Origin of the sequence: Nitrosospira sp. NpAV (genome assembly GCF_000832065.1) — a bacterium.
GTDB lineage: Bacteria > Pseudomonadota > Gammaproteobacteria > Burkholderiales > Nitrosomonadaceae > Nitrosospira.
Map to the genome: position 1 here is coordinate 178695 of NZ_JXQM01000013.1, position 16732 is coordinate 195426.

At 52.2% G+C, this 16732-nt stretch carries 17 protein-coding genes and 1 tRNA gene; all 18 read right to left on the reverse strand.

Going from position 1 to position 16732, the window contains the following annotated elements:
- Nucleotides 1-46 precede the first annotated feature (46 nt).
- The 18 genes from nuoL to pstC all read right to left on the reverse strand — a co-directional run bounded on the left by nuoL (nt 47) and on the right by pstC (nt 16183).
- The gene (gene nuoL, locus SQ11_RS09330; RefSeq protein WP_084226795.1) at nt 47-2002 is read right to left on the reverse strand and encodes an NADH-quinone oxidoreductase subunit L; all 1956 of its coding nucleotides are present in this window, start codon (nt 2000-2002) and stop codon (nt 47-49) included.
- Between the two features lie 66 nt (nt 2003-2068).
- The gene (nuoK, locus tag SQ11_RS09335; protein WP_041513877.1) at nt 2069-2374 is read right to left on the reverse strand and encodes an NADH-quinone oxidoreductase subunit NuoK; all 306 of its coding nucleotides are present in this window, start codon (nt 2372-2374) and stop codon (nt 2069-2071) included.
- A 70-nt stretch (nt 2375-2444) separates the two neighbouring features.
- On the reverse strand, nt 2445-3050 hold the full coding sequence (locus tag SQ11_RS09340; protein WP_041513878.1) for an NADH-quinone oxidoreductase subunit J: 606 nt from the start codon (nt 3048-3050) through the stop codon (nt 2445-2447).
- Between the two features lie 19 nt (nt 3051-3069).
- Complete coding sequence (gene nuoI, locus SQ11_RS09345; RefSeq protein ID WP_004179137.1) at nt 3070-3558, reverse strand: NADH-quinone oxidoreductase subunit NuoI; 489 nt, start codon at nt 3556-3558, stop codon at nt 3070-3072.
- Nucleotides 3559-3573: 15 nt separating this feature from the next.
- On the reverse strand, nt 3574-4674 hold the full coding sequence (nuoH, locus tag SQ11_RS09350) for an NADH-quinone oxidoreductase subunit NuoH (RefSeq protein ID WP_041513879.1): 1101 nt from the start codon (nt 4672-4674) through the stop codon (nt 3574-3576).
- 23 nt (nt 4675-4697) lie between these two features.
- Nucleotides 4698-7133, reverse strand: coding sequence for an NADH-quinone oxidoreductase subunit NuoG (gene nuoG, locus SQ11_RS09355; RefSeq protein ID WP_041513880.1), 2436 nt, complete (start codon nt 7131-7133; stop codon nt 4698-4700).
- A gap of 78 nt (nt 7134-7211) precedes the next feature.
- A complete protein-coding gene (gene nuoF, locus SQ11_RS09360; protein ID WP_041513881.1) occupies nt 7212-8489 on the reverse strand; it encodes an NADH-quinone oxidoreductase subunit NuoF in 1278 nt (425 codons plus the stop codon).
- Complete coding sequence (nuoE, locus tag SQ11_RS09365; RefSeq protein WP_041513882.1) at nt 8486-8962, reverse strand: NADH-quinone oxidoreductase subunit NuoE; 477 nt, start codon at nt 8960-8962, stop codon at nt 8486-8488. Before nuoE ends, nuoF begins: the two co-directional genes overlap by 4 nt.
- A 41-nt stretch (nt 8963-9003) precedes the next feature.
- Nucleotides 9004-10257: an NADH-quinone oxidoreductase subunit D gene (locus SQ11_RS09370; protein ID WP_041513883.1), complete on the reverse strand. Its 1254-nt coding sequence runs from the start codon at nt 10255-10257 to the stop codon at nt 9004-9006.
- A 27-nt stretch (nt 10258-10284) separates the two neighbouring features.
- The gene (locus tag SQ11_RS09375; protein ID WP_041513884.1) at nt 10285-10902 is read right to left on the reverse strand and encodes an NADH-quinone oxidoreductase subunit C; all 618 of its coding nucleotides are present in this window, start codon (nt 10900-10902) and stop codon (nt 10285-10287) included.
- Nucleotides 10903-10909: 7 nt separating this feature from the next.
- Nucleotides 10910-11386 (reverse strand): NADH-quinone oxidoreductase subunit B family protein, encoded by a 477-nt coding sequence (locus SQ11_RS09380; RefSeq protein ID WP_041513885.1) that lies wholly within the window; start codon nt 11384-11386, stop codon nt 10910-10912.
- A 4-nt stretch (nt 11387-11390) separates the two neighbouring features.
- Entirely contained in the window at nt 11391-11747 is a 357-nt protein-coding gene (locus SQ11_RS09385; protein ID WP_004179112.1) for an NADH-quinone oxidoreductase subunit A, read from the reverse strand.
- Between the two features lie 84 nt (nt 11748-11831).
- A tRNA-Leu gene (locus SQ11_RS09390) sits at nt 11832-11916 on the reverse strand.
- Nucleotides 11917-11998: 82 nt separating this feature from the next.
- Nucleotides 11999-12349 (reverse strand): preprotein translocase subunit SecG, encoded by a 351-nt coding sequence (secG, locus tag SQ11_RS09395; protein ID WP_041513886.1) that lies wholly within the window; start codon nt 12347-12349, stop codon nt 11999-12001.
- Nucleotides 12350-12366: 17 nt separating this feature from the next.
- On the reverse strand, nt 12367-13122 hold the full coding sequence (gene tpiA / locus SQ11_RS09400) for a triose-phosphate isomerase (RefSeq protein ID WP_041513921.1): 756 nt from the start codon (nt 13120-13122) through the stop codon (nt 12367-12369).
- A gap of 340 nt (nt 13123-13462) precedes the next feature.
- Nucleotides 13463-14272 carry a phosphate ABC transporter ATP-binding protein PstB gene (pstB, locus tag SQ11_RS09405; RefSeq protein ID WP_052494126.1) on the reverse strand — a complete coding sequence of 270 codons (810 nt, stop codon included), beginning with the start codon at nt 14270-14272 and terminating at the stop codon, nt 13463-13465.
- Nucleotides 14266-15192 (reverse strand): phosphate ABC transporter permease PstA, encoded by a 927-nt coding sequence (pstA, locus tag SQ11_RS09410; protein WP_041513887.1) that lies wholly within the window; start codon nt 15190-15192, stop codon nt 14266-14268. Before pstA ends, pstB begins: the two co-directional genes overlap by 7 nt.
- A gap of 58 nt (nt 15193-15250) precedes the next feature.
- Entirely contained in the window at nt 15251-16183 is a 933-nt protein-coding gene (gene pstC, locus SQ11_RS09415) for a phosphate ABC transporter permease subunit PstC (protein ID WP_052494127.1), read from the reverse strand.
- Nucleotides 16184-16732: the final 549 nt, after the last annotated feature.

Genomic DNA, 16732 nt, shown 5'->3' on the forward strand with positions numbered 1-16732 from the left:
GCGAAATGCCGGGCCTAAGCCCTGATAATTTATTTCTTATTGTTTTTTAGGATCCGTACAACCAAAAACTCATCAGTATAAACACGCCAACAATCATGGTGAACGCATAATGATAGATATAGCCCGACTGAAAGTGGCGTATCAGCATGGCGGTTCCGGCCACCACTCGTGCCGTGCCGTTGACCAAAAATCCGTCAATGATTTTTACATCGCCGAATTTCCACAACCCTCCGCCCAGCGAGCGCGCACCCCCGGCGAACAGCCAGGAATAGAATTCGTCAATAAAATATTTACGATCCAGCAGCGTATAGAGCGGTCCGGCGGCCTGGCTTATTTTTCCCGGCAAATCGGTATTCACTCTATACAGATACCAGGCGGTGAAAATACCGCCAACCGAAAACCAGAACGGCAAGGTGGTGACAGCATGGGTCATCATTCCCCATATGCCATGAAATTCCGCCGACATTCTTGTGATGGCCTCATGCTCAGGCATGATTTGTATGGCGCTGCCGAAATAGTCTCCAAACAACATCGGTCCGATCAACCAGCCCGCCCCGATACTGGGTATTGCCAGAACGACCAGTGGCAACGTCACCACCCAGGGTGATTCATGGAGATGCTCTTCTGTGTGATGATCCATGCGCGGCTTGCCATGAAAGGTCATGAAGACGAGACGGAAAGTATAGAACGCGGTGACAAATACAGTGGTTACCGCGCAGAAATAGGCAAAACCGGCACCGGGTATGTTGGCAAAATGCACGGCTTCAATGATGGCATCCTTGGAAAAGAATCCGGAAAAACCGGGCACGCCGGCGCTCGCTAGCGCGGCGATAAACATCGTCCAGTACGTAATGGGCATGTATTTCTTGAGTCCACCCATTTTCCGCATATCCTGCTCATGATGCATGGCGATGATTACTGAGCCCGCGCCCAGAAATAGCACCGCCTTGAAGAAGGCGTGGGTCATGAGATGAAAAACCCCCGCCGAGTATGCTGATGCACCCAATGCCACAGTCATGTAACCCAGTTGCGACAGGGTCGAATAGGCCACCACCCGCTTGATATCGTTCTGCACAATCGCTATCAGGGCCATGAATAGCGTGGTGATGCCACCAACCACCAATACGAACGATAGCGCGGTCTCGGTTAATTCAAATAATGGCGACATGCGCGCCACCATGAAAATACCCGCGGTTACCATCGTCGCGGCATGAATCAGTGCGGAAATGGGCGTAGGGCCTTCCATCGAATCGGGCAGCCATACATGTAACGGAAACTGTGCTGATTTACCCATCGCGCCGACAAACAGCAAAATACAGACGACTGACAATAGTGCCCACGGCGAGCCGGGAATGATTTCAATTGTTTGCGTAACGAGCTGGGGCGCTTGGGCAAATACCGCCGTGTAATCCAGCGTGCCGAAATATGTCAGCACCAGACCGATACCGAGGAGAAAACCGAAATCACCGACACGATTGACCAGAAAAGCTTTCAAGTTGGCATAAATCGCGGTAGGACGGGTATACCAGAAACCAATAAGGAGATAAGAAACCAGTCCTACCGCCTCCCAGCCAAAAAAGAGCTGGAGGAAATTATTGGACATCACCAGCATCAGCATCGAGAACGTAAAGAGTGAGATATAGCTGAAAAAACGCTGGTAGCCAGGGTCTCCGTGCATATAACCGATGGTGTAGATATGCACCATTAACGACACGCCGCTCACCACAACCATCATCATGGCCGAGAGCCGATCGATCAGAAATCCAACCTCGAAACGGGTGTCACCAGAAATCATCCAGGTATAAACGCTGCCGTTATAAATATTTCCTTTCAACACATCCATGAAAACGGCAATAGACGCAATCACGCATACGATCATCAACACAATGGTGGTGCGATGACTCCAGGCCGGGCCGATCACCCGGCCAAACAGTCCCGCGATAAGCGCCCCCGCCAGCGGAGCCAGCGGAATCAATAGATAAAGTTTTTGCATCTCAGTCATTGAAATTCGTCTTCTTGTTTTTAGAACAACCGGTCTCTGATTCCAGCCCTGATCCGGGCCGTATAATCACCCCTTGAGTTTATCCAGATCATCCACATTGATAGTACGCAGATTACGAAACAGAACCACCAGTATCGCCAATCCAATAGCGGATTCCGCCGCGGCCACGGTAAGAATGAAGAACACGAAAATCTGTCCCGACACATCTTGCAGATAGTGCGAGAATGCGACGAAATTCATGTTTACCGCCAGCAGCATCAGTTCGATTGCCATCAGCAGGATGATTACATTTTTCCTGTTGAGAAAAATTCCGACAATACTGATGGCGAACAGAATCGCACCGAGGACAAGGTAATGGGATAACGAAACCAAGCTAACGACCCCTTTTTCAGGACAACATCAAAACAGTGCCATGCAACCGCTTTTTTCTCTTCTTTCGCCTTTATTCTTTCTTTTCGGATGGCATCGAAACCATCCGCACGCGGTCTTCACGCTTCACCGCCACCTGTTTCGCAACATCAAGACTCTTGACACCTGTGCGGCGGCGCAAGGTCAGGGCGATGGCGGCCACTATCGCCACCAGCAAAAGCACCGCCGCCAACTCAAATGCATAAACATATTCGGTATAAATCAAACGGCCCAATTCCTTGGTATTGCTGTAATCGGCGGCACGTACGGGCGGCGCGGGCATTTCATCGGCGCCAAACTGCTCGCCCATCAGGACCATCGCCATCTGAGCCGCCATCACCAGCGCCAGGAACGCGCCAAATGGAAACCATTTCCAGAATCCCTCGCGCAGACGATCGAGATTGATATCGAGCATCATGACCACAAACAGGAACAGCACCATCACCGCCCCGACATATACCAGGACCAGGGTAATCGCGAGAAACTCTGCTTCCAGCAGCAGCCATAGTCCAGCTGAAGTGAAAAAAGCCAGCACCAGCAACAATGCCGAATGCACCGGATTACGGGCCGTGATGACACCCAATGCGGATAACACCAGCACGGTCGCAAAAAAATAAAAAGTGATATCCTGAAAACTCATGTTTAATTAGCAGCAAGATTCATCGGTAGCCAGCATCCGCCGCCCTGTCTTTTGCTATCTGCTCTTCATACCGGTCTCCCACGGCCAGCAACATTTGCTTGGTATAAATCAGGTCCCCACGTTTCTCGCCGTGATACTCGAGGATCCGGGTCTCGACAATGGAATCCACCGGACAGGATTCCTCGCAGAAACCGCAAAATATGCATTTAGTCAAGTCGATGTCATATCGTGTGGTGCGGCGGGTTCCATCATCGCGCTGCTCGGATTCAATAGTGATCGCCAGTGCCGGGCACACCGCTTCGCATAGCTTGCAGGCGATGCAGCGTTCTTCTCCATTGGGATAGCGGCGTAGTGCATGGAGACCGCGAAAGCGGGGGGACTGCGGTGTTTTCTCTTCGGGAAAGTGCACGGTAATTTTACGCGCAAACATGTATCGACCGGTCAACATCATCCCCTTGACCAATTCAAACAACAGGAAAGTACGGAAAAAATCCTTGATGCGGTTCATGGTTTTTCTCCTGTCTCAGTGGAACCACAGGTTAAGTGGAAAGGCGTTCCGAAGAGACGGTGGAAATTGCATTATCAAACCCAGCAACAGTATCCAGACGAGCGTGATCGGAATGAACACCTTCCAGCCAAGGCGCATGATCTGATCATAGCGATAGCGTGGGAAAGTGGCGCGGAACCAGAGAAAACAAAACAATAAAAATGCTATTTTCAACACCAGCCAGATAAATCCGGGAATCATGGTAAACGGGGCGATATCGACTGGCGGGAGCCATCCTCCCAGAAAGATGATGCTGGCAAGCGTTGCCACCAGGATCATATTGGAATATTCCGCCAGAAAGAATACCGTGAACGCCATGCCGGAATATTCAACATGGAACCCGGCGACAATTTCCGATTCACCCTCGGCCACATCAAAGGGGGCACGATTAGTTTCCGCCACACCGGAAATGAAGTACACCAGAAACATGGGGAACAGGGGAATGAGATACCAGTTGATGAAACTACCGCCCTGCTGGCCCTTGACGATATCACTCAGATTCAGGCTCTGCGACATCATCAGCACGCATACCAGCGCAAAACCCATCGCCAGTTCGTAAGAAACCACCTGCGCGGCGGACCGCATCGCGCCGAGGAAGGCATACTTGGAATTGGAGGCCCAACCCGCAATGATAACCCCATAGACCCCCATGGAAGTCATGGCCAGAATATAAAGCAGGCCCGCATTGATATCAGCCAACACGACCTCGGGAGAGAACGGCACTACCGCCCACGCTGCCAGAGCCGGTGCGAATGTCAGGACTGGAGCCAGCACAAACAGGAATTTATTCGCGCCACTGGGAATGATGATTTCTTTCATCACGGCCTTCACCGCATCCGCGATGGGCTGCCCCCAGCCGCCCAGCCAGGGAATACCGAAGAAAGTCACCCGATTGGGTCCGACACGCAGCTGCATGAAGGCAATGATCTTGCGTTCGGCAAATGTAAGATACGCCACAGCGAGCATCAACGGTAATATGATGGCGACGATCAGCAGCGCGTTCTTGGTCAGAACAAAAAGAGCGGGACCCCACTCAGGACCAAAGAAGTCCCCGAATAATTGTTGCGCGTATTCCATTCAAATAACTCTGATTTCTTGCATCACAATCTTTCCACCACTATTTCCCCGAACATTTCACCCAATGCCGCGGTCAGGGGGTGCGCGCAAGCTACCCGCACGCTATTGGAAGGCAGCCTATCATCCTGTGCCGCCGGCAGTTGCACTTCGCCCTCCCCCTGCTTCAATCTTACGTTATCACCCGAATTTATGCCGAGCGCACCCATTAAATCACCTGGCATCCATGCCAGCGGCGGGGCGGCATCCCGCGTACGCTGCAGCGAATCGGCACGACGCACAATGGGGTCGGTCTGATAGATCGGGACTTCACCGATGCGCTGAATTCCGCCGCTCCTCGGCTCATTCATCCGCCCGATATCACCGATGGCGAAATTTTTCAGGTTATTGTTCAGGCGGGCGCTGACATCGCTGTTTGCCGAAAGAATTTCCGCACGCACCTTCTCCGGCGTATCGTAGTCAAAGCCATCAAGCTCCAGCATACTGCCCAATACTCGCAGCACTTTCCATGCCGGGCGCGTATCGCCGAGAGGGGCGACCACACCGTTGAAACTTTGCACACGGCCCTCGGTATTGATGAAAGTGCCGGATGTCTCGGTGAATGGCGCAATCGGCAATAACACGTCAGCGTAATCGTCCTCAAGAATGGCACGGCTTTTGTACGCACTCATCACCACTACCAACTCCGCTGCCTTCAGTGCTTTCATGGTCTGACGCGGATTATAACTATCCAGTTCCGGTTCCAGGTTCATCAGCATATAAGCCTGGCACGGCTGCAATGCCTGCGCAGCCACGCTCATCCCGAGCATTTGCGAAGCGTCCATGTTTCCCGCTCCCGGCTGACAGGAATCTCCGCCGGTCACGCTTAAGTCGCCACGGTCGGGAATTGCTCCGGCAATATAGGCACCGACACTATTGGCAGCTTCACCCAGTACACCGAACTGCGCCTCGACAACGTACGCGATATGCTGGGCCAGCCCGTGAAGATCCGCATATTGCGGATGATGCTGCGCCATGTTGCCAAGAAAAATTGCGGCAGGCTTATTGTCAATGAGGCTGGCGGCCATCGCCCGCGCGGCATCCGTCACACTGATGGAATCCGCCGCTGCTTTCGCTCCATCGGGAATCTCCATCTTCTTCAGTTCGGCGGCGGCTTTCAAGACCTGCGCGAGCATCGCCGCCATTGAAGCAGGTGCGACGATGGCACGATTAGCCACCTTGGTCAGCAGATCATCATCCACAGGATTGATGAGATTTAGTTGAGCGCCCTGCTTTACCGCCTGGCGCAGACGCTGTGCAATGAGAGGATGATCCTTGCGCAGTGTGCTACCGATAACCAGCGCCGACTTCAGACCGGAAATACCGGCGACGCTCATTCCCAGCCACGGCGCACCTTGCAATTGTTGATCCGCGCGGAAATCGGATTGGCGCAAGCGATGATCTACATTTCCGCTACCCAATCGCCGCATGAGTTTTTGTATCAGATAAAGTTCTTCCAGCGTACTATGGGGAGAAGCCAACGCACCGATACTCGAGGCGCCGTGTTTCTCCTTTACGGCTCGCAATCCGTTCGCAACGAATTCCAGAGCGGCTTGCCAGTCGCATTCCTGCCACTCGCCATTGCGCTTTATCATCGGTGTGCTCAGTCGCTCGTCCGAGTTTAATCCCTCGTAGGAAAAACGATCCTTATCCGACAGCCAGCACTCGTTGACTTCCTCATTCTCGCGCGGCAAGACGCGCATGACACGATTCTGCTTTACCTGAACCACGAGATTGGAACCGAGACCGCAATGCGGACTCACCGACTTCCTGCGGGACAATTCCCAGGTGCGGGCCGAATAGCGGAAAGGCTTGCTGACCAGCGCACCGACTGGACAAAGATCGATCATATTACCGGATAATTCCGAGTCGACCGTACTGCCGACAAATGACAGGATTTCCGCATGTTCACCGCGGCCCGCCATACCTAATTCCATAATGCCGGCTATCTCCTGGCCAAAGCGTACGCAACGGGTGCAATGGATACAGCGAGTCATGTCAGTGGAGATCAGCGGACCCAGGTTCTTGTTCGGCACTACCCGCTTGGCTTCGGTATAACGCGACGCACTCGCTCCATAACCCACCGCAAGGTCCTGCAACTGGCATTCACCGCCCTGGTCGCAAATGGGACAATCCAGCGGATGATTGATAAGCAGAAATTCCATCACACCTTTCTGCGCAGTTACTGCCTGTCCGGAGTGAGTAAAGACCTTCATGCCCTCCATGGCGGGAGTGGCGCACGCGGGCAAAGGCTTGGGTGCTTTCTCCACTTGCACCAGACACATGCGGCAATTGGCCGCGATGGACAGCTTCTTGTGATAGCAGAAATGCGGAATATAGATACCCAGCTGATTGGCGCCATCCATGACGGTACCATTCTTGGGCACGGACACCTGTTTCCCGTCGATTTCGAAATTGATCATTAGGAATTTACTCTCGGATTCATTACGGGCAGACGCTGCCAAGAAAGAAAACGATTCACTTTATTCATGCTCATGCGCTTATACCATGCATCTTTTGTGCTCGATATGGTAGGCAAACTCATCCCGAAAATGCTGAATCATGGCCCGTACCGGCATGGCTGCCGCGTCGCCCAGCGCGCAAATGGTACGCCCCTGAATATTGTCGGCAACATTGTTGAGCAGATCGAGATCTTCCATCCGGCCCGTCCCGGTCTCTATTCGATGCACCACGCGATAGAGCCAGCCGGTGCCTTCACGACAGGGCGTGCATTGACCGCAGGATTCCTCAAAATAAAAGTATGACAACCGCTCCAGCGCTTTCACCATGCAGGTGGTGTCGTCCATGATGATGACCGCGCCGGACCCCAGCATGGAACCGGCCTTGGCGATGGAGTCATAGTCCATGTCGGTCTGCATCATGATGTCACCGGGCAACACCGGCATGGATGAACCGCCGGGAATGCATCCCTTCAGTTTTCGGCCGCCGCGCATGCCGCCCGCCATTTCCAGCAGCGTTGCGAACGGCGTCCCCAAGGGGATCTCGTAGTTACCGGGCTTGTTGACATGGCCCGACACCGAGAAAAGTTTGGTGCCGCCGTTGTTGGGTTTTCCCAGTTGCAGAAACTTCTCCCCGCCGTTACGAATGATCCAGGGCACCGAAGCAAATGTTTCGGTATTGTTAATGGTGGTGGGTTTACCGTAGAGGCCGAAGCTCGCCGGAAAAGGAGGCTTAAAACGTGGCTGGCCCTTTTTACCTTCCAGCGATTCGAGCAGCGCGGTTTCCTCGCCACAAATATAGGCGCCGTAACCATGATGATTGTATAACTGGAAACTGAAATCGGAACCGAGGATGTTGTTCCCCAGATATCCCGCGGCACGCGCCTCGTCCACCGCCTCCTCCATGCGCTCGTAGGTATCCCAGATTTCGCCATGAACATAGTTATAACCCGCCTTGATACCCATTGCATAGGCGCCGATGATCATGCCTTCTATCAGGATGTGAGGGTTGTGACGCATGATATCGCGGTCTTTGAAGGTGCCTGGCTCGCCTTCGTCGGAATTGCACACCAGATACTTATCACCCTCGTACTGCTTGGGCATGAAACTCCATTTCAGCCCGGTCGGGAAACCCGCGCCGCCGCGTCCGCGCAGTGCGGATTTTTTTACTTCCTCGATGACTTTTTCAGGTGGAATTTTCTCATCCAGAATTTTTCTCAGTGCGGCATACCCGTCGCGCTGCTCGTAACTTTTAAGCCGCCAGTTCTCGGGATCGGATGGATTCAGTCCCGCCAGCAATACTTGCGTAAGCTGGGTCATTTGTTCAATTCCTCCAGCAATTGATCGATACTGTCGTTGGACATGAAGCTGCACATGCGTTTGTTATTCACTAGGAGCACGGGTGCGTCGCCGCATGCCCCCATGCACTCGCCTTCCTTTAATGTAAATTTACCGTCGGCGGTGGTTTGATTGAAACCGATGCCCAGTTTCTGTTTGATATGGGTCACCGCATCGTTGGCCCCGGAAAGTGCGCAGGGAAGGTTCGTACAGACGGTGAGCTTATGTTTGCCCAATGGCTGAAGGTTGTACATATTGTAGAACGTCGCCACCTCATATACGGCTATCGGCGGCATGCCGAGATAGTGGGCAATGAAATCCATGGTTTCATTAGCCAGCCATCCTTTCTCATCCTGCGCGATGGCGAGCGCCGACATTACCGCCGACTGCTTCTGATCGGTGGGATATTTGGTGAGCTCATGGTCAATTTTTTTTATGGACTCAGGGCTTAACATGTCAATTTGGCAGCTTCACTGTCAGTGCAACGGTCTATGAATTATCTATCTATTTCACCAAACACAATGTCCTGTGTGCCGATGATGGCCACCACATCGGCGATCATGTGCCCTCGCGACATCTCATCCAGCGCCGCTAAATGGGGGAAGCCCGGCGCGCGAATTTTGAGGCGGTAAGGCATATTGGCGCCATCCGATACGAGATAAATGCCGAATTCGCCCTTGGGATGCTCGACCGCCGCATAAGCCTCGCCCGGCGGCACATGAATACCCTCGGTAAAAAGCTTGAAATGATGAATCAATTCTTCCATGTTCTGTTTCATATCAACGCGCGGCGGTGGCGCAATCTTATGATTGTCGGTGATGACCGGGCCCGGATTCTTGCGCAGCCACTCGACACATTGCTTGATGATCCGGTTGGATTGACGGAACTCTTCTATACGCACCAGATAACGATCATAGCAATCACCATTGACACCTACCGGTATGTCGAAGTCCATCCGGTCATAAACTTCGTATGGCTGCTTTTTCCGCAAATCCCACTCTACTCCCGAGCCGCGCAGCATCGGACCGGTGAAGCCCAGCGCCTTGGCGCGTTCGGGCGAAACTACACCGATGCCCACCAGCCGCTGTTTCCAGATACGGTTGTCAGTAAGCAGGGTTTCATATTCATCTACGTAGACAGGAAATCGATTGGTAAAGTCTTCGATGAAATCCAGCATCGATCCGCTGCGATTTTCATTGAGAATCCGGATGCTTTTTTCGTTGTGGATTTTCGACGCCCGATATTGCGGCATTGAATCCGGCAAATCCCGATAGACACCGCCAGGACGATAATAAGCGGCATGCATGCGAGCACCCGATACCGCCTCGTAACAATCCATCAGGTCCTCGCGATCGCGGAAAGCGTAGAGGAATACGGTCATTGCACCCACGTCGAGCGCGTGCGCGCCCAACCACAATAGATGATTGAGTATGCGCGTGATCTCATCAAACATCACGCGGATATATTGCGCACGCAAAGGTACTTCAAGTTGAAGCAGCTTCTCAATGGCCATTACATAGGCATGCTCATTGGACATCATGGATACGTAGTCCAGCCGATCCATGTATGGCACCGATTGAATATAGGTTTTGTATTCGGCCAGTTTCTCGGTCGCGCGATGCAGCAGACCGATGTGCGGGTCGGCACGTTGAATGACCTCGCCATCCAGTTCTAGCACCAGGCGCAACACGCCATGCGCCGCCGGATGCTGCGGACCGAAGTTCATGGTGTAGTTGCGTATCTCAGCCATGCTGAATAAGTCCTTGCCGTGAAAACCTCATTCGCTTTCCCCGTAATGCTCTTCGCGGATCACGCGTGGTGTGATCTGGCGCGGCTCAATGCTGACCGGCTGGTAAATGACCCGCTGCTGATCGGGATCGTAACGCATCTCGACATTGCCGCTTAATGGAAAATCCTTGCGGAACGGATTACCGATAAACCCATAGTCTGTCAGAATGCGGCGTAAATCGGGGTGGCCCGTAAAGACGATGCCGTAAAGGTCAAATGCCTCGCGTTCGAACCAGTTGGCGGATGGCCATATGCCAATCACTGAATTCAGAACCGGAAGCTCATCATCATCGGCGAACACCTTGACCCGTAACCTGCAATTATGGCTGATTGAAAGCAGATGATACACGGCAGCGAAGCGTTTTCCTTCCCTGCCATCCCCGGAGAGGGATTCGGAACCATAGGTTGAATAATCCACGCCGCATAAATCGGCAAGCATTTCAAAACCCAGGTCAGGATGATCGCGCAGGATCTCCATTGACCACAGCATGTCCACGGGAGATACCCTGATTGTTAGTTCGCCCAATCGCTCATTGGTGCTGACAAGTTTGTCGGTCAACACATTTTGGAGGCAAAGGGCGAGCGTTTCCAGGCGGGCGGAAGACATAGTTAACTCAGCGGGCGATGGTATTGGTGCGATGGATCTTGTTCTGGAGCTGGATAATACCGTAGAGCAATGCTTCCGCCGTCGGCGGACAGCCGGGGACATAGATATCAACCGGCACGATTCGGTCGCAACCCCGCACAACGGAATAGGAATAATGATAGTAACCGCCACCATTGGCGCAAGAGCCCATGGAAATTACCCAACGCGGTTCCGCCATCTGATCGTAAACCTTGCGCAGGGCGGGCGCCATTTTATTGCACAACGTACCGGCTACAATCATCACATCCGATTGACGCGGGCTGGGCCGGAAGACGATGCCAAAACGGTCAAGGTCATAGCGGGACGCGCCGGCCTGCATCATTTCCACCGCACAGCAGGCAAGACCAAAAGTCATCGGCCACATGGATCCGGTTCGCCCCCAGTTGATGACGTTATCCAGACCCGTGGTAACAAAACCTTTTTCCATTACACCATTAGTGCTCATAACATTAATCCCATTCCAGCGCACCTTTGGTCCACTCGTAAATAAAGCCAACGACCAGGATGCCCAGAAAAATCATCATGGCGACAAAGCCAAACATGCCGATCTCATTCAACACCACCGCCCATGGAAACAGGAAGGCGATTTCCAGATCGAACAGAATGAACAAGATGGCAACCAGGTAATAGCGTACGTCAAACTTCATGCGCGCATCTTCGAATGCCTCGAAACCGCACTCATACGGCGAAAGCTTCTCGCTATCGGGGCGATTGGGAGCAAATAACCAGCCAAGCGCCATGGGCACCACACCTACGGCAAGACCGATCAGAATGAACAGGAGAATGGGAAAATAATTTTCGAGCATCGGTATTATCAAAAATAAAGGACTAGAGACCAGGTTATCATTTATGCTATACGCATCTACTTACCTGATTCTCAGCCCTGTAATTGGTGCCGACGGCGAGACTCGAACTCGCACAGCTTTCGCCACCGCCCCCTCAAGACGGCGTGTCTACCAATTTCACCACGTCGGCGAATTAACTTGAGTTCCAGTCTAAAGCGTAATTACATTAGAACGCGGCTTTAATTAATTGTTCAATTAACCCATCAGAAAAGTTATTTTGGTATTTCCGTAGCCCTGGAAGCCTCTTCCTCGGCAGGAGCCGCCGGAGCCGCTTCTATCGGCTTGGCCGGCTGGACCGGTACTGCTTTATCCATAACCCCTCCCCCATCTGTCTTGTGGCTGGAAAGATAGGTAAGCCCGAGACTGGTAATAAAAAATACCGCGGCCAGCGCCCCTGTCGTCCTGCTCAGAAAATTTGCCGAACCGCTGGCGCCGAACAAACTTCCGGACGAACCGCTGCCAAAAGCGGCCCCCATATCGGCACCTTTACCATGTTGCAGCAAAACCAGAACAATTACACTAATGGCCGACAGCACATGTACTACCCAAATGAGTGTTTCCAACGGCTACTCCAAAATGATTAATTATTTGCCGCCCGGCAGATCGCAATGAATTCATCGGCAACGAGCGAGGCACCGCCAATCAATCCTCCGTCAATGTCTGGCATGGCGAATAGCTCCTCGGCATTGCTTGCCTTGACACTGCCGCCATAAAGTATCTTGAGCCCTGCAGCCACTTCGGGATTGTGAGCGGCGACTCTATCGCGAATGAAGGCATGCACGTCCTGGGCCTGGCCGGGTGTGGCGGTTTTACCGGTTCCGATCGCCCACACCGGCTCATAGGCCAGTACCGATTGAACCAGCGCATTGATGCCCGCCGATTCAATGATCGCATCCAGTTGTTCCGCCACCACTTGCTCCGTAATGGCTGCCTCACGCTGATCCAGTGTTTCACCGACACATAGGATAGGAATCAAACCGGCCGCCTGCGCCGCTTTGAACTTAAGCGCCACCGTATGGCTATCTTCACCATACAATGCACGTCGTTCCGAATGCCCGGCAATCACGTAACGACAGCCGAAATCCACCAGCATAGCTGCCGACACCTCACCCGTATAGGCGCCTTTGTCATACTGACTTACATTCTGGGCACCCCACCGGATAGGAGTGTCCCGCAGCAATGTCTGTGTCTGCGAGAGATAAGGATAAGGCGCACATACCGCGAAATCGGCTTTACGCAGCGCTGCCGTGCCCATGACGATTGCGCTCAACAAGGCCTGATTCTGTACCATTCCGCCATGCATTTTCCAGTTGCCTGCAACCAGCTTCGAACGCATAGCCATCATCGCTGCCTTTTTCCTTGAAAGCTGCGAATGTTACCTGTGAATGGGTACCGGGTCAATCAGCAGGCAGGGGATATCGCTTGGAAGAAAAGTTCTGAAATACTAAAAAAACATGGATGAGAATGGAATGCCGGGATGAGGGACGGCGACCCCCCTTGATTTGCAGGAACGAAGACCGTAAGCCGTTTATGAATGCAGCAAAAATAGTATAAAAAATATCTTTCGTGTTTTGTATTTCTTATCGAGGAAAATTCAACCTAACCGCCGGATTTAGGTTTAATCAAGGTTACTCATCCAGAGAAATCTCTGAACTCGGAACTTGTCCGTGGACTCCTTAACCAAAACGGCCGGTAATGTAATCTTCCGTCTGTTTGTTCTTCGGTTTGATGAAAATGGTATCGGTAACATCAAACTCGATAACCTCGCCCAGGTACATATAGGCGGTGTAGTCGGATACGCGCGCCGCCTGCTGCATGTTGTGGGTAACGATGAGAATGGTAACCTTGTCTTTCAGGTCGGCGATAAGCTCTTCAATACTGGCGGTGGCGATAGGATCGAGTGCCGAAGTCGGTTCATCGAATAAAAGGATTTCGGGATCGGTGGCAAGAGCCCGGGCAATGCATAAACGCTGCTGCTGGCCACCGGAAAGATTATAAGCAAGCTGGTTCAAGCGATCTTTCACTTCATCCCATAATGCCGCGTCGCGCAATGCCTGTTCCACTTTCTCATCCAGCACCGCGCGCTGCCTTACCCCCCGCACCCGCAGACCATAAGCGACATTCTCATAGATGGATTTTGGGAATGGATTGGGTTTTTGAAATACCATGCTCACACGCATTCGCACTTCGATCGGATCCACATTACGGGAAAGAATATTGACATTGTCCGGATGCAGAATAATCTCGCCGACGTAACGATTCCCCGGATAAAGGTCATGCATGCGATTGAAGCAGCGAAGAAAGGTGGATTTACCACAGCCGGACGGACCGATCAGTGCGGTGACCTGTTTTTCATGCAATCTCATGTTAATGTTTTTAAGCGCATTAAATGCGCCATAATAAAAACTTAAATCTCTGACTTCGGATTTGCATGAAATCGATGTGACATCCGCAACAGGATTGTCTCGCGGGGAATTCTCTACCATTTGATATTCTTTCGCATGCGATAGCGTAAATAGATGGCTAGCGCATTCATGGTGAGCGTCATCACCACCAGAACCAGTCCCGCCGCCGCCGCATTGGCTTGAAATTCTTCTTCCGGCCGCGACACCCAGTTGAACATTTGGATCGGCATCACCGTGAATGGCGCCATCAGCCACTCTAAAGACAAAAAGGGAAACTCCGTCTTAAATGGAGATGGCGGCAAAAAAGCGATGAAAGTCAGCGCGCCAATGGTAATGATGGGCGCTGTCTCTCCAATCGCGCGCGCAAGACCGATAATGACGCCTGTTAGAATACCGGCTGCGGAATAAGGAAGAAGATGATCGGAAACTGTTTGCCACTTGGTTGCACCCAGTGCATACGCACCCTCGCGAATAGCCACGGGAATCGAACGTATAGCCTCACGGGTTGCAACAATTACTACCGGCAGGATCAACAATGCCAATGCTAGGCCCGCCGACAAAATACTCTGGCCAAATCCCAGTTGGTGCACAAACAGGCTCAATGCCAGCAGTCCATAGATGATGGACGGCACGCCAGCAAGGTTGGTCACATTGATTTCAATGATCTCGGTAATGAGATTTTTCGATGCGTACTCTTCCAGATAAATACCTGCTCCAATACCCATCGGCACGGCCGCCACCGCCGTCACGATCATGACCAGCGTAGTCCCCACCCAGGCGGACAATATGCCCGCCGAACCCGCACGGCGCGAGGGAAAGGAACTAAAAAAATCCCATGACAAGCGGGGCATGCCGTCGATAAGCATGTGGGAGAATAATGCCATGAATGTCAGCACCGCAATCATCAGCACAAATACCCCGATAATCACAAAAATGAGATCCCAAAGTTTATGGCGTGCGATGATGGCACGAATCTCATTTAGGTTTTTTTCATCTCTCATCAACTGGATCCGAGAAGAAATCAGCGGGGTGTAACTAATGCGTAATTTCGCATAAGGCTCAGTAAATCTCGCGATAACGCTTGCGCAGCATGTGACCAATAATATTGAATATAAGCGTTAATAGCAGCAACGTAAGTCCGGCGGCAAAAATGGTCTGGTAGCCAATGCTGCCATGAGGCAGATCACCCAGGCTTACCTGTACGATATAAGCGGTAATTGTAGCCGCAGGCTCCATTGGATTCCACGTCAGATTTGGCTGCATGCCGGCAGCCACGGCTACGACCATGGTCTCACCCACCGCACGGGAGATACCGAGAATATAAGCGGCGGCAATGCCGGAAAAAGCGGCGGGCATCACTACCCGGATAGCGGTCTGAAGTCGCGTGGCTCCCATTGCATAAGAGCCCTCGCGCAGGTGCATTGGCACCGCCCGCATGGCGTCTTCCGCCATGGAGCTGACATAAGGAATAATCATGATACCCATCACCAGTCCGGCGGAAAGGAGACTGAAGCCGGGTAGCTGAGGAAAAATTTTCTGCAGCAGGGGCGTGACGAACAATAACGCAAAATAACCGTAAACCACCGTAGGCACCCCGCCTAACAACTCAAGAAACGGCTTGGCGACTTCACGTACGGCAAAAGGTGCAAATTCGGAAAGATATATGGCGGTGATAGTCCCCATGGGAATCGCTACCGACAGGGCCACCGCAGAGCTCACGACAGTCCCGGAAATCAACGGAAGTATGCCGTAGTGCGCATCGTCAAACAGAGGGGTCCACTGGGTATCAGTGAGAAAATCCCAGAGCGAAACGTGTTCGAAGAATACAACCGACTCTTTCACCAGCATCACTACGATGGCGAGCGTGATCGCAACTGAAACAAATGCCATCAGGAATAGCGTGGCCTCGATAAAACGCTCACCTACATGGCGACTGTAACTATACCCAAGTTTCCCAGGTGAATTGGTATCGGTGGGGGGCTGCACAGTCACAAACAAATGCCTTAGAAAGAGAAGGGTTTTTTAAGGAGGCTAAATATTACGATGGGCATGTTACAGTCTCGTGACATATAAAAGATGTCGATCTGCAAAAACCCGCCTAGGAATTAACTAATTAGATACAAATCAAGGAGTTACTAGAGACCCGTTTGTGACAAAATCGCGAATTGTTATAATCGCCACCTGATTGCTACCAAGCATTCAGTGTGTCCGACGAATCAGTTGCTCCGGTAATCCGGATTATCTGCCAATTCTTTGATTAATCTTGCAACAACTTTCGGCCAGCGGCATGACGGCATGGGTTCGCCGTATTTATTGACGGGGGTCGGCTGGATATTGTGACCCCGTGATCGAATACATCCCCTGTCCATCAAAGCGGAATCCGCTGAGTCCGCATAAGATGGATAATAATGTTGGTACCCGAGACTATGCGTCCGCCATCTGGACTGAGAATCTTACCCATTAAACCGGAATGCTGTCAGACTGACTCACCCCTCGTCTTCATCCTCCTCGTCGTCCTCATCTTTCTTTTGGGGCTTGAGG